This is a genomic window from Salinivibrio sp. PR6, assembly GCF_001995955.1.
Classification (GTDB): Bacteria; Pseudomonadota; Gammaproteobacteria; order Enterobacterales; family Vibrionaceae; genus Salinivibrio; species Salinivibrio siamensis.
On sequence record NZ_MUFA01000007.1, the window covers coordinates 35454 to 54868 of the forward strand.

A 19415-nucleotide genomic window follows, 5' to 3' on the forward strand; every position below is an offset into this window, starting at 1 on the left:
TCATGGAGCCGCGTCCCAGCCTCGCCAAACAAATTCGTCAGGACGTGCTGGTCATCGGTAAGTTGCCGTTGGGTTTGTTGGTCGCGGTGCTGATATCAGCGATCGCTGTGGTGTCAATGACGCAATCGACGCGCAGTTTGATTGCCAAACAAGATGCACTGCTTGAGCAGCGCGAAACGCTTGAAGTGGAGTGGCGAAATCAGTTGCTGGAAGAAAATGCGTTGTCTGAGCACAGCCATGTTGAGTCGGTCGCGCGTGAGGATTTTGGCATGATTCGACCAACCAGTGATAACGAAGTGATCGTAAAACGGTCTTTGAGTAATAGCCGGTGAAAAAACGTTCTAGTAAGCCAGCCAATCGCCGTACGCCAAAAGCGCCACCTGTGCTCATCCAGTGGCGCTTTGGCCTTATTTGCGTGTTTATTGCGTTTGCCTTAGTGGCGTTGGTGGCGCGTGCGGCGTATATCCAAGTGATTGAGCCCGACCGGCTGCGTCATGAAGGGGATTTACGCTCAGTGCGCGTGGAGCAGGTGCATTCCGCGCGTGGGATGATTGAAGACCGACAAGGTGAGCCGTTGGCGGTCAGTGTTCCCGTGCAAGCGGTGTGGGCCGATCCGGTGACTGTGTTTAAACACCAAGGGCTGAACAACGTTGAGCGCTGGTATGCGTTGGCCGACGTGCTGGGTCTAGACCGCCAGGCGTTGATTGACAAGATTCAAGCGAACCGCAAGCGGCGTTTTATTTATTTACAGCGTCAAGTGCGTCCAGCAATGGCCTCGTATGTAAACAAGCTCGACTTGCCCGGTGTGGGACTGAAAGCCGAGTCTCGCCGTTTTTATCCTAGTGCGGAGGTGAGTGCCCACTTAGTTGGAATGACGGGGATTGACGGCCATGGCCTGGAAGGCATTGAACGCCGGTTTGACGACTGGTTGGCCGGTGAGCATGGCAAACGTACCGTGCGTAAAGACAGGTTTGGTCGTGTGGTTGAACATATTGCCACTGAAGACAAAAAAGAAGGCCAATCACTCACGCTCAGTATCGACCAGCGTTTGCAAGCCATTGCCTACCGGGCGATTAAGCAAGCGGTGGCCGACTATCGCGCCACGTCTGGCTCGTTGGTGATGGTGGATGTGAAAACCGGCGAAGTGATGGCGATGGTTAACGCCCCCTCTTATAACCCTAATAATCGTAGCTCGCTGAAAAGTTTTAATATGCGCAACCGCGCGATCACCGATGTGTTTGAGCCTGGATCAACCATGAAGCCCTTTGTGGTGCTTACCGCGTTGGAAAACGGTGTCGCGGATATGGACACCGTAATTGATACCGGCAATGGCATCATGCAAATCGGCGGAAGCCGCGTGCGGGATGTGTCCAAAGTGGGTAAAGCAGATCTCGCGCGGATCCTCAAAAAGTCGAGCAACATTGGTGTGAGTAAGCTGTCCTTAGCGATGCCAGTGGAGACCCTGTTGGGCGAGTACGGTAGCTTTGGCTTGGGAGCCAGTACCGGTGTCGAGCTTGTGGGTGAGTCGGTGGGCCATTTTCCTTCTCGCCGTCGTTGGTCCGATTTTGAACGAGCCACCTTGGCCTTTGGTTATGGCCTGTCGGTGACCCCGACGCAGCTTGTACGCGCTTACGCTACCCTCGGCGCCTTGGGTATCAATCGACCGCTGAGTATTTTAAAGCGTGAAGGGGTGACCGAAGGCAAGCAGGTTGCGTCGCGTGAGAACGTTTATAAAGTGCTGCAAATGTTAGAAGGCGTGACGCAAGAGGGCGGAAGTGCGCGCCGTGCTGCGGTGGACGGTTACCGAGTCGGGGCGAAAACCGGTACGGCCAAAGTGGCGGTAGCGGGCGGTTATGGCGATGAGTATATCGGCTATACCGCGGGCCTTGCGCCTATCAGCAACCCAAGGCTGGCGATGGTGGTGGTGATCAACGAGCCACAAGGTGACAAGTATTACGGTGGCCAAGTGGCGGCGCCGGTGTTTTCGGATGTGATGAAAAGTGCGCTCCAGATCTTAAACATTGCGCCGGACGCGGGCACAGGCCCCGGGCTGCAAGTGGCAAAATATGCAAGTGAAGTGAACCGGAATGAATGATTTAAACCAATGGCTGAGCCCGTGGCTGGCGGATGTGCCCAGCCTCTCGGTCCAGCAAATGACATTAGACAGTCGCCAAGTCGGTGCCGGTGATGTATTTGTGGCGGTTCAAGGTCACCAGGTTGACGGTCGCCAGTTTATTCAAGCAGCGATTGAGGCAGGCGCGGCGGCCGTGGTGCAACAAGGTGAAAACGACCAGATAGCCTGGCGCGATCAGGTGCCAGTGATCAGCTTGCGCGCGTTACCTCATGCCCTCTCGGCGATGGCGGCGCGCTTTTATCAGGATCCTCAGCAACACCTCGGGTTGATTGGTGTCACCGGAACCAACGGCAAAACCACGGTGTCGCAACTGATTGCCCAATGGCTAGACGCTTTAGATCAACGCACAGCCGTGATGGGCACCACAGGGAACGGCTTTATTGGCGCGCTTAAAGCCGCTGACAACACCACTGGGGACGCGATTAGCATTCAAGCCCAATTAGCCGATTTCGTTGAGCAAGGTGCCCGGCATGTGGCGATGGAAGTGTCATCGCACGGTTTGGTGCAAGGGCGCGTGGCCAGCCTTACCTTTGATGCCGCGGTGTTTACAAATTTAAGTCATGATCACCTGGATTATCACGGCACCCTCGACGCCTACGCCGAGGCGAAAAAGCAACTGTTTGAGTTAGGCTCGCCACTTAAAGTCATCAATGCGGATGATACGGTGGGTCGCACTTGGCTCAAGCAATGGCCAGACGCTATCGCTGTCGCCATGACCTCCTCCTCATTAGATGGACATGCAGGCCCGTTTGTGCGCGCAACCTCGGTCGCTTATGCCAGCGACGGTGTGCGGGTACAGGTCGACTCATCGTGGGGGCAAGGCGAGATCCAAGCGGCATTAGTGGGAGATTTTAATGTCAGCAATTTGCTGGTGAGCTTGGCCACCTTATTGGGGCTGGGCTATCCGTTAGCGCCGTTATTGGCCGTGAGCCCGCAGCTGCAAGCTGTCACAGGACGGATGGAGGTTTTTCTCGCCGCTGACAAACCGACAGTCGTGGTTGACTATGCTCACACGCCCGATGCGCTGGAGAAAGCGCTGCTTGCGTTGCGACGTCATTGTAAAGGCGCGCTGTGGTGCATATTTGGCTGTGGCGGAGACCGTGATACACGCAAGCGGCCGTTAATGGCCCGCCTCGCCGAACAGCATGCCGATCATACGGTGTTAACCAATGATAACCCTCGCAGCGAAGCGCCTGAAGCCATTACTCAAGACATGCTTGCGGGCATGGAGGCGCCAGAGCGCGCATGGGTAAAACATGATCGCGCCGACGCGGTGAGCCAGGTTATTCGCCAAGCGAAAGCCGAGGACATTGTTTTGGTCGCAGGCAAGGGCCATGAAGATTATCAAGTTTTGGCGCACGGCAAGGTGCACTATTCCGACCGAGAGACGGTGGCGGCGCAACTCAAGGAGTTATCATGATTCGGACCTCACTCGATACCCTCGCGCACGCGGTGAACGCGACGATTTTACAACGTGAGTTGATACCGGCGAGCCCGCAAGTTGATGCCATTACCACGGATACCCGCGAGCTTGGCGAAGGGGCGATGTTTGTTGCCCTGAAAGGGGAGCGCTTTGATGGCCATGACTTTGCGGCTCAAGCCAAAGAGGCCGGTGCGGCGGCGATAGTGGTCGATCGTCCGCTGGATGTAGCGATCCCTCAATTGCTGGTGGAGGACACGCGTATTGCCCTTGGCCAACTCGGGGCGTGGGTGAAAAGCCAGTGTCAGGTGTCCACCATTGCCATTACCGGCAGCTGCGGTAAAACCACCGTGAAGCAGATGTTGGCGGCGATCCTCGCGCAAAAAGGACCCACGTTAGCCACTGCGGGTAATTTCAATAATGATATCGGTGTGCCGCTGACCCTGTTTCGACTGACGCCAGAGCACCAGTATGCGGTGATTGAGCTGGGCGCGAATCATATTGGCGAAATCGCTTATACCACCGCGTTGGTTAAACCCGATATTGCCATGGTGACTAACTTGGCCGCAGCACATCTTGAGGGATTTGGCTCATTGGAAGGGGTGGCGATTGCCAAAGGAGAGATCTACCAAGGCTTACCAGAAGGTGGCATTGCTCTGGTCAATCAGCACAGCCACGGCGACGAAAAGTGGCAAGCGGTCTTGGCTGACAAGCAGGTGATCCCCGTCACTGACACTGAGGCGGCACCACTGAGGTTGCTAGATAGCACGCTCACTGATTCGGGCTGTTATCACATGACCTTGAGTGACGGCCAGATACAAAGAACCGTGACCTTGCCTCTGCCCGGATTGCACAATATTACCAATGCGCTGATGGCAGGCTGTGCGGCCATGCAATTACCAGGCGTGGCGTTGGACGATGTGGTGAGTGGCTTAGCGGCGATGGAAAATGCTGCGGGACGTACCCAGGTCACTGAGCCTCGATCAGGCTTGAGGTTGATTGATGACACCTACAACGCCAGTGTGCCGGCAATGAAATCCGCGATTGATGTGCTGGCCAGCTACCCAGGCGAAAAGTGGCTCATTGTGGGCGATATGGCTGAGCTTGGGCAATACAGTGAACAAATGCATCGTGAAGTGGGAGAGCATGCCGCGCAAGCGCAGTTACACCAAGTTTTCACGACGGGAAACGATAGCCGTGTGATCAGCGAATGCTGTGGCGGTAACCATTTTGATAGTAAAGAGGCGCTCATTGCGCATGTCGTAGCCATGATAAATACACAGACACCTAACACCATTCTTATTAAAGGCGCTCGCGGGATGGCGATGGAAGCCGTTGTTGCCGCCATCAAGGAGGCTTGCTAATGCTTTTATGGTTAGCGGAAGCGCTACAAAACCTTTTACCCTCGATGCGGTTGTTTGAATACCTGACGTTCCGAGCGATTGTGAGTGCATTAACCGCACTATTGTTCTCGCTATGGGCCGGGCCGCGTTTGATTAAACGCCTGCAATCGATGCAAATTGGCCAAGTGGTCCGTGAAGAAGGCCCTGAATCTCATTTTAGCAAGCGCGGTACACCGACCATGGGCGGGGTACTGATCGTCGCGGCCATCAGTCTGACGGTCTTTTTGTGGGCGGACTTGGCCAACCCATATGTATGGGCGGTGATGGTTGTCCTGCTTGGCTATGGCGCGGTGGGATTTGTTGATGATTACCGCAAAGTGGTACGCAAGAATACGGATGGGCTGGTCGCGCGCTGGAAGTATTTCTGGCAATCCGCCATTGCGTTAGGCGTGGCGTTTGCCCTCTATGCGCACGGCAAGGACACCGCAGCCACTCAGTTGGTGGTACCGTTTTTCAAAGATGTGATGCCGCAACTTGGCCTGTTCTATGTGGTCTTTACCTACTTTGTGATTGTGGGGACCAGCAATGCGGTGAACCTGACGGATGGCCTCGATGGGTTAGCGATTTTGCCCACCGTGATGGTCGCCGGTGGGTTTGCCTTTATTGCTTGGGCGACAGGGAATGTGAACTTTGCCAGCTACCTGCATATTCCGTATATCCAATACAGCAGTGAGCTGGTGGTTGTTTGCGCCGCGATTGTTGGGGCTGGCCTTGGCTTTTTGTGGTTCAACACTTACCCAGCTCAAGTGTTTATGGGGGATGTGGGCTCGCTGGCATTAGGCGGTGCGCTAGGCACGATTGCGGTACTGGTGCGTCAAGAGCTGTTGCTGATCATCATGGGCGGGGTGTTCGTGATGGAGACGGTGTCGGTGATCTTGCAGGTTGGCTCCTATAAATTGCGCGGCCAACGTATTTTCCGTATGGCACCGATTCATCATCATTATGAGCTAAAAGGCTGGCCGGAGCCGCGGGTAATCGTGCGCTTTTGGATCATTTCGTTGATGCTAGTGCTCATTGCACTGGCCACACTTAAGGTACGCTAATCATGCCAGCCGCGAGCCAGCGTTCATTAACCGAGTTTCATCATATCGTGGTGATGGGCTTGGGCGTGACCGGATTGTCAGTGGTGCGCTTTATTGCCCGCCATCATCCCAAGGCATGCATTCGCGTGATGGACTCTCGCACGCAGCCTCCGGGGCAAGACCAACTGCCGGATAACGTCGAGTTGCACACAGGCAGCTGGCAACCCACGTGGTTAGCGGACGCCGACTTGGTCGTCACTAACCCTGGGATATCGCTGCAGACACCCGCCTTGCTGCCAGTCCATGCAGCGGGCACCCCTGTTGTAGGGGATATTGAGTTGTTTGCTTGGTATTGCGACCAGCCCGTGGTGGCGATCACCGGCTCCAACGGCAAAAGTACTGTCACGGCACTAGTGGGCGAAATGGCTCGAGCGGCAGGTATGAATGTTGGCGTCGGCGGCAATATTGGTGTGGCGGCGTTAGACTTGCTCGACCGCGGTCACGAGCTGTATGTGTTGGAGCTGTCGAGCTTTCAACTCGAAACCACCGAGTCGCTGGTTTTAGATGGCGCGGCCTTTTTGAATTTCTCAGAAGATCACATGGATAGATACGACAGCTTGGCCGATTATCGTGCCGCCAAGTGCCGTATTTTCACCCATGCGACTACCCTGATTGCCAATGCCGATGATCCGCAAACGTATGATGACCTGCAAACGAACAGCGCCTCCTCCATGCGTCTGTTTGGTTTCCACCAAGGCGATTATTGCCTTATCAGCCACCAAGGTGAAGCTTGGTTAGCGGCACACGGCCATCCACTGCTTCCCGTCTCTTCGCTGGGGCTGGTGGGCCGTCATAACGTGGCGAATGGGCTGGCGGCCATGGCGCTGGCTGACAGTGTCGGCATCAGCCAACAAGGACAAAAAGCAGCACTCAGTACGTACGCTGGCCTCCCACACCGTTGCCAAAAAGTCGCCGAGCATCAGGGCGTGCTATGGGTCAATGATTCAAAAGCCACCAATGTGGCCAGTACCCTGGCGGCGCTCGATGGTTTGGATCTCGACGGGCGGTTACACCTTTTGGTGGGTGGCGATGGTAAAGGCGCCGACTTTCGCGCTTTACAACCGGCGTTGGCGAAACTCTCGGTATCGCTTTATTGCTTTGGCAAGGATAAAGCCCAGTTAGCACAGCTCGATAAGCAGGCGCACTGTGTCGATACTCTGCAACAAGCGATGACGGCCGCTGCTAATCAAGTGACAGCCGGTGATATGGTGTTGTTATCGCCCGCCTGCTCGAGTCTGGATCAATTTGCTAATTTTGCTGCCCGTGGTGACGCTTTTATCGCGGGCGTAGAATCGATGATTGCGAGGCAGACATGACCGTGCGCAGACTTCCTCAATACTGCTGGCAGTGGCTTCGGACACCGTCTCCTGGCGTGTTATACGACCGCCAGTTAGTGTGGACGTCGTTGCTGTTGATGGTCATCGGGTTAGTCATGGTGACGTCGGCGTCTTTGCCTGTGGGGCTTAGGCTGGCGGATGCGCCTTTTTTGTTTGCCAAGCGTCATGCTTTTTATCTGACCGTCGCCATCGTCGCCGCAGTGGTAGTGATGTACATTCCCGTGCATTGGTGGCAGCGCTATAGCGGCTACATGTTATTGCTCTCGTCGCTATTGTTACTGGCGGTGCTTGCTGTGGGTCGGTCTGTCAATGGTGCCGCGCGCTGGATCTCTGTGGCTGGGATCAATATTCAGCCTGCGGAGATCGCCAAGTTATCCTTGTTTGTCTTTTTAGCCGGTTATCTGGTGCGTCGTCATGGTGAGGTGCGTGAGCATTTCCGCGGCTTTGCCAAACCGCTGGCTGTCTTGTTGCTGTTTGCGAGCTTGCTGTTGGCACAACCTGATTTAGGCTCGGTGGTGGTGATGTTTGTCACCACTGTGGGCATGTTGTTTATTGCAGGGGCCAAGCTGTGGCAGTTTATTGCGCTGCTGATCACCGGGTTGACCTTGGTAGGCGGCTTGATTGTCGCTGAGCCTTACCGAGTGCGCCGTGTCACTGCCTTTTTAGACCCATGGCAAGACCCGTTTGGCAGTGGTTATCAGCTAACCCAGTCTTTGATGGCATTTGGTCGCGGAGATTGGTTTGGACAAGGACTCGGTAACTCCATCCAAAAACTGGAATATCTGCCAGAAGCCCATACTGATTTCGTGTTTGCGGTGATTGCCGAAGAGCTTGGGTTGGTGGGCGTCAGCGTCATTTTGTGTTTGATTTTTTACTTGGTGTTTAAAGCCTTGTTTATTGGTAAGCGTTGCCTCGAGCAAAACCAACTATTTGGTGGCTTTCTTGCCTTCGGGATTGGGATCTGGTTTGCGTTCCAAACCATGGTCAATGTGGGGGCTGCTGCTGGTATGCTTCCGACTAAAGGCTTGACCTTGCCGTTGATCAGTTACGGGGGCTCCAGCTTGGTGATCATGGCGGTGGCCGTGGCGCTGTTATTGCGCATTGATCATGAATATCGCTTAGCCACATCGCAAGCACATCAAAGAAACCCTTATCAAGATAAAGACCCTAACAATGCGTAAAAAACGATTATTAGTGATGGCAGGTGGCACCGGTGGGCATGTTTTTCCGGGGCTCGCCGTCGCCAAGTATTTAGAGAAACAAGGCTGGGACGTTTGTTGGTTGGGCACTGCGGATCGTATGGAGGCCGATTTGGTGCCTAAATATGGCATCGAGATCGCATTTATTCGCGTTAAAGGCTTGATTGGTTCAGGGCTGATGCGCAAGCTACGAGCCCCTTGGATGATTGTCAGTGCGATTTGGCAAGCGCGACAAGTCATTAAACGGGTTAAACCGGATGCTGTGTTAGGCATGGGCGGTTATGTGAGTGGTCCAGGTGGCATTGCGGCGTGGTTAAGCGGTGTGCCCGTTATCTTACATGAACAAAATGCGGTCGCGGGGTTAACTAACCGCTGGTTGGCGAAGGTCGCCAAACAGGTGTTACAAGCGTTTCCTGGCGCATTCGATGGCAAGACAGTGGTGGGTAATCCGGTGCGCCGAGATGTGTGTGATATTCCGGCGCCTGAACACCGTTTGCATGAACGAGCAGGGCCGTTGCGGATTTTGGTGATGGGAGGCAGCCAAGGGGCGCGTATCCTTAACCAAACGGTCCCCGAGGCGGTCGCGCTCACCGAGCAAGCGGTGACGGTTCGCCACCAAGCAGGCAAGCATAACGCCGACCTGACACGGGATGCTTATCAGCAAACCGGTGTTAGCGATGTGGTTGTCAGCGAATTTATTGACGATGTTGCCGAGGCCTATGCGTGGGCCGATGTAGTGATTTGCCGCAGCGGGGCATTGACGGTGTCTGAGCTGGCGGCGGCTGGCGTTGGGGCGATTTTCGTCCCCTTTATGCATGCCGATAGGCAACAAGCACTCAACGGTGATTATTTAGTCGCCCGCGGTGCGGCTTTAATGATTGAACAGCCATCACTGACAGCAAGCACATTGGCTGAGACAATCAACCAGCTTGACCGTCCGCGCTTGTTAGCGATGGCGACGGCAGCGCGAGAGGCGGCCATTATTGATGCAGATGCCCGTGTCGCGGACGTCATCGTCACGCACGCCAACAAATAGAGAATAGAGAATGGGTAAATTGGATAATCAGCAGCTGGAAAAAATTCGCACCATGATCCCGGAAATGCGCCGGGTTAAGCGGATCCACTTTGTGGGGATCGGCGGTGCAGGCATGTGTGGTATTGCTGAAGTGCTGATTAATGAAGGTTACCAAATAACCGGCTCGGATCTTGCACAGAATATCGTCACAGAGCGATTGGCATCCATGGGGGCGCAGATTTTTATCGGTCATCAAGCCAGCCATATTGAACAAGCCAGTGTCGTAGTGGTATCGACGGCCATCAAGCAGGATAACCCAGAGGTGGAAGCGGCAAAGGCGGCGCGTATTCCTGTGGTGCGTCGGGCGGAAATGCTTGCCGAGTTAATGCGCTACCGGCACGGAATTGCCGTTGCCGGTACACACGGCAAAACCACCACCACCGCGATGGTCACACAAATTTTCTCTGAGGCAGGGTTAGATCCCACTTTCGTCAATGGAGGGTTGGTAAAAAGTGCAGGCACCAATGCGCGGTTAGGTAGCAGTCGCTATTTGATTGCCGAAGCAGATGAAAGTGATGCTTCCTTTTTACACTTGCAGCCAATGGTCGCCATTGTCACCAACATAGAAGCGGACCACATGGACACTTATGGTGGTAGCTTCGCGAAGTTGCAGCAGACGTTTATCGACTTTCTCCATAATCTGCCCTTTTACGGATTGGCGGTGGTGTGCATTGATGATCCGGTCGTTCGTGAGCTGATCCCGTCGATTGGACGGCAAGTGATCACTTACGGGTTCTCGCAAGATGCCGATGTATGTTTACATGATTACCAACAGCATGGGCAGTGTGGCGTGTTTAAAGTCACACGCCCTCACCGCGAGACACTGACGATTCGTTTAAATACGCCAGGCCAGCACAATGCGCTCAACGCGGCAGCGGCGATTGCTGTCGCCACAGAAGATGGTGTCGACGATGAGGCTATTTTACGTGCTTTAGCCAATTTTGCGGGTACAGGGCGGCGTTTTGACCAACTCGGTGAGTTTGCCGTGGAGGATGGCACCGCCTTGCTGGTGGATGATTATGGTCATCACCCCAGTGAAGTGGACGTGACCATCAAAGCGGCACGCGCTGGCTGGCAAGACCATCGTTTAGTGATGATTTTTCAGCCACACCGTTACAGCCGTACGCGCGATCTTTATGATGACTTTGCCAATGTGTTGGAAAAAGTGGATGTTTTGCTGATGCTAGATGTGTACTCAGCGGGTGAAACGCCGATTGCGGGGGCTGACGGTAGAAGCTTGTGTCGTAGCATTCGCGCGCGCGGGAAGCTGGATCCTATTTTTGTGCCTAATGCTGAGGCATTACCCCCGGCGTTAGCCAACGTGCTGCAACCTAATGACTTGGTTTTAACACAAGGCGCGGGTGATATTGGTAAAGTAGCAAAAAATTTAGCGGCAAAGCAGCTAGACAAGGCTAAAATGGCGCAATAAAAAGTAGCTGGCGAGATAAAAATAGCGGTCAACATCGGTTGTTGCGAGAATAAACATCGGTTTTTATCGTCTTTGTGGGAAAATGACGCGCAATCGATCCCAGCTTATTGATGAAAGTGCATCTCTAGGTTGGAGAGCGTCACGCGGGATCGCTATAATCAGTCGGTTTTTTCGCTGTGAGTGTCAAGTCGCATCGACACAAGGCGATAAGATAGGTATGAGCATGGTCAATGCCCTGACACGCGTACAAGCAGTGATAAAACTGGATCGGCAAACAGGCGCCTCACTCGCGTTCCTGGTTGGAGTGATCACCCTGATGTTGCTAGGGATCGTCCGTGTGATTGATTGGATGAGTGATGAGCAGCAGCTCCCCTTGTCACAACTGGTGATGGAAGGTGACCAAACACATGTCAGTGTTGATCAAGTTCGCCAAGCGGTGTTGTCAGGCGGCGAGCTAAAAAGCTTTATGCTGCAGGATGTAAATCGCATCCAAGCGAACATTGAGGCGCTCCCATGGGTGAAACAGGTCGCGGTAAGAAAGCAGTGGCCCGACACCTTAAAGGTACATATTACTGAATACCGGGCGAGCGCGATTTGGAATGGGCAAAAGTTGCTGACGCCAGACGGGACGGTATTCAATGGCGCCCCGCAAGATGTCGCCGATAAAAAGCTGGTGTCGCTACACGGCAATACCGGCACGTCGGAAGAAGTATTGCATACGAGTCGAGAGCTCGAACGTACATTACAGCGAATTGGCTTATCGATTCAGGCGTTATCACTCAATAAACGGCGCTCATGGCGTATCGTGACACGAGATGGCGTACGGATTGAGTTAGGGCGAAAGGCGCGACAAGAAAGGCTAGCGCGATTGGTCCGTTTATATCCGCGGATAAAGGCACAAGACAAAGCCATTGCGTATGTCGATTTACGTTATGACACCGGGGCTGCGGTAGGCTGGAAAACAGAGGCAGACGACGCGAATCGCCAAAATTAAGAGATGGTTGAATGAATAAAACGACAGACAAGTCACTGATAGTTGGGCTCGATATAGGGACGTCCAAAGTGTCTACCCTGGTCAGTGAAGTGCTGCCAGATGGCACGATCAACGTGCTGGGTGTGGGAAGTAGTCCCTCTCGCGGCATGGATAAAGGTGGCGTTAACGACTTAGAGTCTGTGGTTAAATCTGTTCAGCGTGCGGTGAATGAAGCCGAGATGATGGCAGATTGCCAAATCAGCTCTGTCTATCTTTCTTTGTCAGGGAAGCATATTCACTGCCAAACTGAGAGAGGGATGGGGACAATATCGGATGAAGATGTTACCCAAGACGACATAGACAATGTGATTCATACCGCGAAGTCGGTCAAAATCAGTGATGAGCAGCGCGTGCTGCATGTGATCCCACAAGAATACAAAATTGATTATCAAGAAGGGATCAAAAATCCGCTCGGGTTATCCGGGGTGAGGATGGAAGCGAGTGTGCACCTCATCACATGTCACAATGACACCGCAAAAAATATTGAGAAAGCAGTCGAACGTTGTGGTCTTAGCGTTGATCAACTGATTTTCTCCGGGCTTTCAGCAAGTCATGCCGTGATCACACCGGATGAGCGAGAGCTAGGTGTCTGTGTCGTCGATATCGGCGGCGGCACCATGGATCTTGCCGTGTGGACAGGAGGTGCCCTCCGCCATGCCGAAGTGATCCCCTATGCGGGCAATGTGATTACCAGTGATATTGCCTATGCCTTTGGCACACCACTGGCCGATGCAGAAGACATTAAAGTGAAATATGGCTGTGCATTGAGTGAGTTGGTGAACAAGGATGCCAAAGTGAATGTCCCAAGTGTGGGAGGACGCCCATCAAGGACATTGCAGCGACAAACCTTGTCAGAGGTGATTGAGCCGCGTTGCTCAGAGCTTTTGGGACTGGTAAACCAAAAGCTGGTCGCTATCCAAGAAAAGCTGCGTAGCGATGGTGTTAAGCATCAAATGGCAGCGGGAATTGTGCTCACTGGGGGCGCATCACAAATGCATGGCTTGGTGGAATGTGCAGAACGCGTATTCCAAAACCAAGTAAGAGTGGGGCAACCTGTGAATGTCACCGGATTGACCGACTATGTGCAAGCGCCTTGTTATGCAACCGCGGTTGGGCTTTTACACTACGGCAAAGAGAGCTTGCTGACAGAAACGAGTGAACCAGAACAAAAGCGGGCTGTGGCTAGCTGGATAAACAAGCTGAGTAGCTGGTTTAAGAAAGAATTTTAACCCTGATGCGAACAGGAAGGACGGAGAGAACTCATGTTTGAACCGATGATGGAAATGTCTGACGATGCGGTGATTAAGGTCGTCGGCATTGGCGGTGGCGGTGGTAACGCCGTTGAGCATATGGTGCGTGAGTCAATCGAAGGGGTTGACTTTATTAGCATTAACACGGATGCCCAAGCACTACGTAAAAGCAGCGTAGGCACGGTCATTCAAATTGGTGGTGATATCACTAAAGGCCTAGGTGCGGGGGCTAACCCACAAGTAGGTCGAGATTCTGCCCTTGAAGATCGCGATGCGATTAAAGCTGAGCTCGAAGGTGCCGATATGGTATTTATCGCAGCCGGAATGGGCGGTGGTACAGGAACCGGCGGAGCCCCCATTATTGCGGAAATCGCGAAAGAAATGGGAATCCTGACCGTTGCTGTGGTCACTAAACCATTCAGCTTTGAGGGTAAAAAGCGACTCGCTTTTGCAGAGCAAGGTATCGAAGAGCTGTCAAAACATGTTGACTCGCTGATTACGATCCCGAACGAAAAACTGCTTAAAGTGCTAGGTCGCGGGATTACATTACTCGATGCCTTTGCCAAAGCAAACGACGTGCTACGCAACGCCGTGCAAGGGATCGCCGAGTTAATCACGCGCCCAGGTCACATCAACGTCGACTTTGCGGATGTCCGCACTGTGATGTCAGAGATGGGACACGCGATGATGGGCAGCGGCGTGGCAACCGGCGAAGATCGCGCGGAAGAGGCAGCAGAAATGGCCATTTCTAGCCCGCTTCTTGAGGACATCGATTTAGCCGGTGCGCGCGGTGTGCTGGTGAATATTACCGCGGGCTTTGATATGCGTCTTGATGAATTTGAGACCGTGGGTAACACCGTCAAAGCGTTTGCATCAGACAATGCGACTGTGGTGATTGGGACATCGATGGACCCAGAGATGAGCGACGAGCTGCGTGTGACTGTCGTGGCCACCGGAATTGGTAATGAGCGTAAGCCAGATATCACCTTGGTGACCAACTCACAGTCTGGGCAAGCACAGGCAGAGCCGAAAAAGGCACAGCCTTTGCAAGAGAAACCTCAGGCGGCAAGTGCAAACCCTGCGGCGAAAGAGCAGCCTGCTGCATCGTCTTCGAATGCAGCACCAAAATCGCAGACCGAGCATGATTATCTCGATATTCCTGCGTTTTTGCGTAAACAAGCTGACTAATCGCAATTGCTTGGTTTGTAGCCAGTGATGTGCTACCATCACGCTCCCCTTGTCTAAGGTGACAGGGTAATGAGTGACGCAGAGCACACTTTTTTGAGAAAAAGTTGAGATAAGCCGATGATTAGACAGCGAACATTGAAAAGTATGGTCCAAACGACTGGTGTGGGTCTCCACTCTGGGCGTAAGGTTACGCTTACTCTGCGTCCGGCTCCTGCCAATACCGGTGTGATTTACCGTCGCACAGACATGGAGCCACCGGTCGATTTTCCGGCTAACCCTGAGGATGTGCGCGACACCATGTTGTGCACCGCCTTAGTCAATGACGCGGGTGTTCGCATCTCAACCGTTGAGCATCTCAGTGCAGCGATTGCAGGCATGGGGATCGATAACATTATTATCGAAGTGGACGCGCCAGAAATTCCAATTATGGATGGCAGTTCAAGCCCGTTCATCTTTTTGCTGCAGTCTGCGGGTATCGACGTCCAAAACGCGCCAAAACGGTTCATTCGCATTAAAAAGCCTGTTCGCATTGAAGACGATGACAAATGGGCGGAGTTGCTGCCGTATAACGGCTTCCGTCTTGATTTTGCTATCGAATTCGACCACCCCGCGATTGAATCTGAGCAACAAAACCTGGTATTAGACTTTTCAAGCCAGTCTTTTATTAAAGACTTGAGCCGGGCTCGTACCTTCGGTTTTATGCGTGACATCGAGTACCTGCAGTCACAAAATTTGTGTCTGGGTGGCAGCTTTGACTGTGCCATCGTGCTGGACGATTATCGTATCTTGAATGAAGAAGGCCTGCGCTTTGACAACGAACTCGTCAAGCATAAGGTGTTGGACGCTATCGGTGACCTTTACATGTGTGGCCACAGTATCCTCGGTGAGATGCGCGCGTACAAATCGGGCCATGCACTGAACAACAAACTGTTGCGCGCGGTCTTGGCCGATCAAGAAGCTTGGGAGTGGGTCACGTTTGAAGAAACCGACACCTCACCGGTCGCATTTGCTGAGCCGGGGATGGTCTTGGCCTAAGCCCTGTCTGATGCGGTAGGCGGTTGCACGGTAAAAGCGCAATGCACCATACTGAGGCAGAATAAACCGCGAATACCCAGAGATTGATAGATAAAAAGCCAGAGCTCACTCTGGCTTTTTTTGATCCTCGGCGAGTTTGGCCAACGCCTCGAACCGTGCTTTTAGTTTGGGAGAGGCATTGTCACCTAGTGCACGCAGTAACTCACCCGAGGCTTGACTAAGGTGGCGGGACGGCGCGGTTTCTTTGTCTTCTCGATCGGCGGCGGCGAGTGCCGGGTTAATTTTCACTTCAATGGTTGTTAGACTTGCCAGCCCTTTTTGACGTAATACCGACAATAAATGCTGTCGTTCGTAGTTCAGCCGCATCGCCCAGGCGGCGCTACCGGCTTCTACCACCAATACGCCATCACGATAATTGGCGACGCGGCAAGCTTTTGATGTCTCACCGGGTAACAAGGCTAAGATCAGCTTGTTTAGCTTGGCGAGCTCCACCGCTCGCTGAGCAATATTATTGGGGTCGCTCTCCAACAGATGGAGGGTAGAGCGGGGACGGTGGTCTCTCATCGCGCAATAACTGCCTTTTTTGTCATCAATTCGGCGCCTGAACGGGCGCACAGCGTCTAATTTTCGCTAATTGATCCCTTGAGTGTTGGATTTGTCATAGGATGTGAAAGTAATTTACCTTATCATACATGCTCCACCTCGGCATGTAGCCTACCGGGTTGATATATCGGTATGTCCTGAGGTGATCACCGTAGAGTGAAAAAACCATTCACAGATAAGTGTCGCATGGGTAAGGCGATGGCGGCGTATTTTTCCGTGCCATCTACCACATTTACATTCAGTCACGTGGAAATCGTTGTGAAGTGGCGTCATCGCCCTTGAATTCTGTCCGATTTGGCTCCACTTAAGATAGATGCGTTTTGGCATCTTGTGTTGAATCGATGAGCTTAAGCCAACCCGCGTTTGAACTGAAACACGCCAGCATAGAGGCAGTGTAGCGGCCGCCCATGTGGGAAAACCATTAAAAAGAGTACCGGCAACGCCATGTTATCGAAAGTCCTGACTAAAGTTATCGGAAGCCGTAATGACCGCACCTTGCGTCGGCTGAGAAAAGTTGTTGATGAAATCAACAAACTCGAACCCCAATTTGAAGCATTGAATGATGATGCGCTGAAAGCGAAAACCGTTGAATTCCGCGAGCGCCTTGATCAAGGTGCCGAGCTTGATGACCTCCTTCCTGAAGCCTTTGCCACTGTACGAGAAGCCTCTAAGCGTGTATTTGGCCTACGCCACTTTGACGTGCAAATGGTCGGCGGTATCGTACTCCACAATGGTCAGATTGCGGAAATGCGCACCGGTGAAGGTAAAACCCTGACCGCGACGCTACCTTCTTATTTGAACGCCCTGACCGGAAAAGCGGTTCACATTGTGACGGTGAATGATTATTTGGCGGAACGTGATGCCGAAACCAACCGTCCGTTGTTTGAGTTTTTAGGGATGACGGTGGGCGTCAATGTCCCCAATATGCCGCCGGAGGCGAAAAAAGCCGCTTATGCGTGTGATGTACTTTACGGTACCAATAACGAGTTCGGCTTTGACTATTTGCGTGACAACATGGCGTTTCGAGCAGAAGACCGTGTGCAACGCGATCGCTATTTCTCGATTGTCGATGAGGTTGACTCGATCCTCATTGATGAGGCGCGTACGCCTCTGATTATTTCTGGGCCAGCAGAAGACAGCTCGGAGATGTATCAGCGTATCAATGCCTTGATCCCAAGCCTGAAACAGCAAGAGCAAGAAGATACCGAAGACTATCAAGGTGATGGCCACTTCACGGTCGATGAAAAAGCCAAGCAAGTGTACATGACCGAAAATGGTCAAGAGTTTGTCGAAGACTTGCTCAAGAAAAACGGCTTGATGGAAGACGGCGATACGCTGTACTCACCGGCAAATATCAGCCTGATTCATCATATTAATGCCGCATTACGCGCGCACGTCTTGTTTGAGCGCGACGTTGATTACATCGTTAAAGACGATGAAGTCATCATCGTGGATGAGCACACTGGGCGTACCATGCCGGGACGTCGTTGGTCAGAAGGCTTACACCAGGCGGTGGAAGCCAAAGAAGGGGTGAAAATTCAAAACGAGAACCAAACGCTGGCCTCGATCACCTTCCAAAACTTCTTCCGTTTGTATGACAAACTCTCAGGCATGACAGGGACCGCGGACACCGAGGCGTTCGAATTCCAGTCTATCTATGGCCTAGACACCGTGGTTATCCCGACTAACCGCCCAATGGTGCGTAAAGATCACGCCGATCAGGTCTACATGACCGAAAAAGAAAAGTTTGCCGCGATTGCGGAAGACATCAAAACACGTGCCAAAGCCGGTCAACCGGTATTGGTCGGAACGGTATCGATTGAAAAATCTGAATTGTTATCGAATGCCTTGAAAAAAGATGGCATCAAGCACCAAGTGCTCAACGCCAAATTCCACGCCCATGAAGCCGATATTGTTGAGCAAGCCGGTTACCCAGGCACGGTAACGATCGCCACTAACATGGCCGGTCGTGGTACCGATATCGTGTTGGGTGGTAGCTGGAAACAAGTGCTGGGTGATGTTGAAAACCCGACCGATGCGCAAGTAGAAGCGGCGAAAGAAAAATGGCAGCAGCTTCATGACCAGGTCGTTGAAGCGGGTGGCCTGCATATCATTGGTACTGAGCGTCATGAATCACGTCGTATCGATAACCAGCTGCGTGGTCGTGCTGGTCGTCAAGGTGACCCAGGCTCAACCCGTTTCTATTTGTCGATGGAAGATTCTTTGATGCGGATCTTCGCCTCTGAAAAAGTCTCTAACATGATGAAACGATTAGGGATGGCCGAAGGCGAAGCCATTGAGCACCCATGGGTCAATAAAGCCATTGAAAACGCACAACGAAAAGTAGAAGGGCGTAACTTTGACATCCGTAAGCAACTGCTCGAATTTGATGATGTCGCCAACGATCAGCGCAAAGTGGTGTACGAGCTGCGTGACGCGTTACTGGTGTCAGAAGATATCAGCGAAATGATCGAGCACAACCGCGAGGATGTGGTTAATAACATTGTGAACCAGTACATTCCGCCACAATCGCTAGAAGAGATGTGGGATATTGCTGGCCTTGAAAAGCGCCTTAAAGCGGATTTTGATCTCGAATTGCCGATTCAGCAATGGCTAGATGAAGACGACAAGCTGTATGAAGAGTTGTTGCGCGAGCGCATTCTGACGGCCTTGATCGAGGTTTATAAAGGCAAAGAAGAGGCGGTAGGGGCAGAAACCCTGCGTAACTTTGAAAAAGCAGTGATGCTGCAAACCTTGGATACGCTTTGGAAAGAGCACCTCGCGGCGATGGATCACCTCCGTCAAGGTATTCACTTACGTGGCTATGCGCAGAAGAACCCGAAACAAGAGTACAAGCGCGAATCGTTTGAGCTGTTTGAGGGCATGCTAGAAGCGCTGAAAACCGATGTGGTGACAACGCTTAGTCGAGTGCGTGTTCAGCAGCCGGATGACGTTGAGCGTATGGAAGCCGAGCGCAAAGCGCGCGCAGAGCAGGCCGCGCAAAAGCAGCAAGTTAACCATGCGCAAGCCGATAACCAGTTTGATGATAGCGACAGCGCCGAACAAGGTGGCAGCGGCAACGAAACCGTGGTGCGTGATGGACGTAAAGTTGGTCGTAATGAGCCTTGTCCTTGTGGATCAGGGAAGAAATTTAAGCAATGTCACGGTAGAATCTAAGCCCTGACCATGCATTATCAAAAAGGCCGTTTATCGGCCTTTTTTTATTA

At 52.8% G+C, this 19415-nt stretch carries 15 protein-coding genes; 14 read left to right on the plus strand and 1 reads right to left on the minus strand.

The genetic code is table 11. The annotated features are described in order from the left end of the window. The first annotated feature begins 2 nt into the window (after window positions 1–2). The 13 genes from ftsL (at window position 3) to lpxC (ending at window position 15585) form a co-directional block, all read left to right on the plus strand. Window positions 3–332, plus strand: coding sequence for a cell division protein FtsL (gene ftsL / locus BZG72_RS07445; protein WP_077666474.1), 330 nt, complete (start codon window positions 3–5; stop codon window positions 330–332). Then, window positions 329–2095 (plus strand): penicillin-binding transpeptidase domain-containing protein, encoded by a 1767-nt coding sequence (locus BZG72_RS07450; RefSeq protein ID WP_077666475.1) that lies wholly within the window; start codon window positions 329–331, stop codon window positions 2093–2095. The genes ftsL and BZG72_RS07450 overlap by 4 nt, the downstream gene beginning before the upstream one ends. Beyond that, the gene (gene murE, locus BZG72_RS07455; protein ID WP_077666476.1) at window positions 2088–3554 is read left to right on the plus strand and encodes a UDP-N-acetylmuramoyl-L-alanyl-D-glutamate--2,6-diaminopimelate ligase; all 1467 of its coding nucleotides are present in this window, start codon (window positions 2088–2090) and stop codon (window positions 3552–3554) included. Before BZG72_RS07450 ends, murE begins: the two co-directional genes overlap by 8 nt. Continuing rightward, window positions 3551–4918, plus strand: a complete 1368-nt coding sequence (locus tag BZG72_RS07460; RefSeq protein WP_077666477.1) for a UDP-N-acetylmuramoyl-tripeptide--D-alanyl-D-alanine ligase — start codon at window positions 3551–3553, stop codon at window positions 4916–4918. The genes murE and BZG72_RS07460 overlap by 4 nt, the downstream gene beginning before the upstream one ends. Beyond that, window positions 4918–6000: a phospho-N-acetylmuramoyl-pentapeptide-transferase gene (mraY, locus tag BZG72_RS07465; RefSeq protein ID WP_046073965.1), complete on the plus strand. Its 1083-nt coding sequence runs from the start codon at window positions 4918–4920 to the stop codon at window positions 5998–6000. The genes BZG72_RS07460 and mraY overlap by 1 nt, the downstream gene beginning before the upstream one ends. Before the next feature lie 2 nt (window positions 6001–6002). After that, window positions 6003–7355, plus strand: coding sequence for a UDP-N-acetylmuramoyl-L-alanine--D-glutamate ligase (gene murD / locus BZG72_RS07470; RefSeq protein ID WP_077666478.1), 1353 nt, complete (start codon window positions 6003–6005; stop codon window positions 7353–7355). Next, on the plus strand, window positions 7352–8557 hold the full coding sequence (ftsW, locus tag BZG72_RS07475) for a cell division protein FtsW (RefSeq protein ID WP_046073967.1): 1206 nt from the start codon (window positions 7352–7354) through the stop codon (window positions 8555–8557). The genes murD and ftsW overlap by 4 nt, the downstream gene beginning before the upstream one ends. Beyond that, window positions 8550–9611, plus strand: a complete 1062-nt coding sequence (murG, locus tag BZG72_RS07480) for an undecaprenyldiphospho-muramoylpentapeptide beta-N-acetylglucosaminyltransferase (RefSeq protein ID WP_046073968.1) — start codon at window positions 8550–8552, stop codon at window positions 9609–9611. The genes ftsW and murG overlap by 8 nt, the downstream gene beginning before the upstream one ends. A gap of 10 nt (window positions 9612–9621) precedes the next feature. Continuing rightward, window positions 9622–11079, plus strand: a complete 1458-nt coding sequence (gene murC, locus BZG72_RS07485; RefSeq protein ID WP_077606080.1) for a UDP-N-acetylmuramate--L-alanine ligase — start codon at window positions 9622–9624, stop codon at window positions 11077–11079. Between the two features lie 217 nt (window positions 11080–11296). After that, window positions 11297–12073, plus strand: a complete 777-nt coding sequence (locus tag BZG72_RS07490; protein ID WP_077666479.1) for a cell division protein FtsQ/DivIB — start codon at window positions 11297–11299, stop codon at window positions 12071–12073. 11 nt (window positions 12074–12084) lie between these two features. After that, the gene (ftsA, locus tag BZG72_RS07495; RefSeq protein WP_046073971.1) at window positions 12085–13341 is read left to right on the plus strand and encodes a cell division protein FtsA; all 1257 of its coding nucleotides are present in this window, start codon (window positions 12085–12087) and stop codon (window positions 13339–13341) included. A 33-nt stretch (window positions 13342–13374) separates the two neighbouring features. After that, window positions 13375–14550, plus strand: a complete 1176-nt coding sequence (gene ftsZ / locus BZG72_RS07500) for a cell division protein FtsZ (RefSeq protein ID WP_046073972.1) — start codon at window positions 13375–13377, stop codon at window positions 14548–14550. Between the two features lie 117 nt (window positions 14551–14667). Then, window positions 14668–15585: a UDP-3-O-acyl-N-acetylglucosamine deacetylase gene (gene lpxC / locus BZG72_RS07505; protein ID WP_046073973.1), complete on the plus strand. Its 918-nt coding sequence runs from the start codon at window positions 14668–14670 to the stop codon at window positions 15583–15585. Between the two features lie 105 nt (window positions 15586–15690). Here the strand turns inward: lpxC and BZG72_RS07510 are convergent, their stop codons facing one another. Further along, complete coding sequence (locus tag BZG72_RS07510) at window positions 15691–16149, minus strand: DUF721 domain-containing protein (RefSeq protein ID WP_046073974.1); 459 nt, start codon at window positions 16147–16149, stop codon at window positions 15691–15693. Between the two features lie 483 nt (window positions 16150–16632). Between BZG72_RS07510 and secA the strand changes: the two genes are divergently transcribed. After that, window positions 16633–19365, plus strand: a complete 2733-nt coding sequence (secA, locus tag BZG72_RS07515; RefSeq protein WP_077606084.1) for a preprotein translocase subunit SecA — start codon at window positions 16633–16635, stop codon at window positions 19363–19365. The last annotated feature ends 50 nt before the right edge of the window (window positions 19366–19415 follow it).

Coding starts and splice junctions, on each gene's coding strand:
- ftsL (WP_077666474.1), top strand. CDS start 3: ATGGAGCCGCGTCCCAGCCTCGCCAAACAAATTCGTCAGGACGTGCTG.
- murE (WP_077666476.1), top strand. CDS start 2,088: ATGAATGATTTAAACCAATGGCTGAGCCCGTGGCTGGCGGATGTGCCC.
- BZG72_RS07460 (WP_077666477.1), top strand. CDS start 3,551: ATGATTCGGACCTCACTCGATACCCTCGCGCACGCGGTGAACGCGACG.
- mraY (WP_046073965.1), top strand. CDS start 4,918: ATGCTTTTATGGTTAGCGGAAGCGCTACAAAACCTTTTACCCTCGATG.
- murD (WP_077666478.1), top strand. CDS start 6,003: ATGCCAGCCGCGAGCCAGCGTTCATTAACCGAGTTTCATCATATCGTG.
- ftsW (WP_046073967.1), top strand. CDS start 7,352: ATGACCGTGCGCAGACTTCCTCAATACTGCTGGCAGTGGCTTCGGACA.
- murG (WP_046073968.1), top strand. CDS start 8,550: ATGCGTAAAAAACGATTATTAGTGATGGCAGGTGGCACCGGTGGGCAT.
- murC (WP_077606080.1), top strand. CDS start 9,622: ATGGGTAAATTGGATAATCAGCAGCTGGAAAAAATTCGCACCATGATC.
- BZG72_RS07490 (WP_077666479.1), top strand. CDS start 11,297: ATGAGCATGGTCAATGCCCTGACACGCGTACAAGCAGTGATAAAACTG.
- ftsA (WP_046073971.1), top strand. CDS start 12,085: ATGAATAAAACGACAGACAAGTCACTGATAGTTGGGCTCGATATAGGG.
- ftsZ (WP_046073972.1), top strand. CDS start 13,375: ATGTTTGAACCGATGATGGAAATGTCTGACGATGCGGTGATTAAGGTC.
- lpxC (WP_046073973.1), top strand. CDS start 14,668: ATGATTAGACAGCGAACATTGAAAAGTATGGTCCAAACGACTGGTGTG.
- BZG72_RS07510 (WP_046073974.1), bottom strand. CDS start 16,149: ATGAGAGACCACCGTCCCCGCTCTACCCTCCATCTGTTGGAGAGCGAC.
- secA (WP_077606084.1), top strand. CDS start 16,633: ATGTTATCGAAAGTCCTGACTAAAGTTATCGGAAGCCGTAATGACCGC.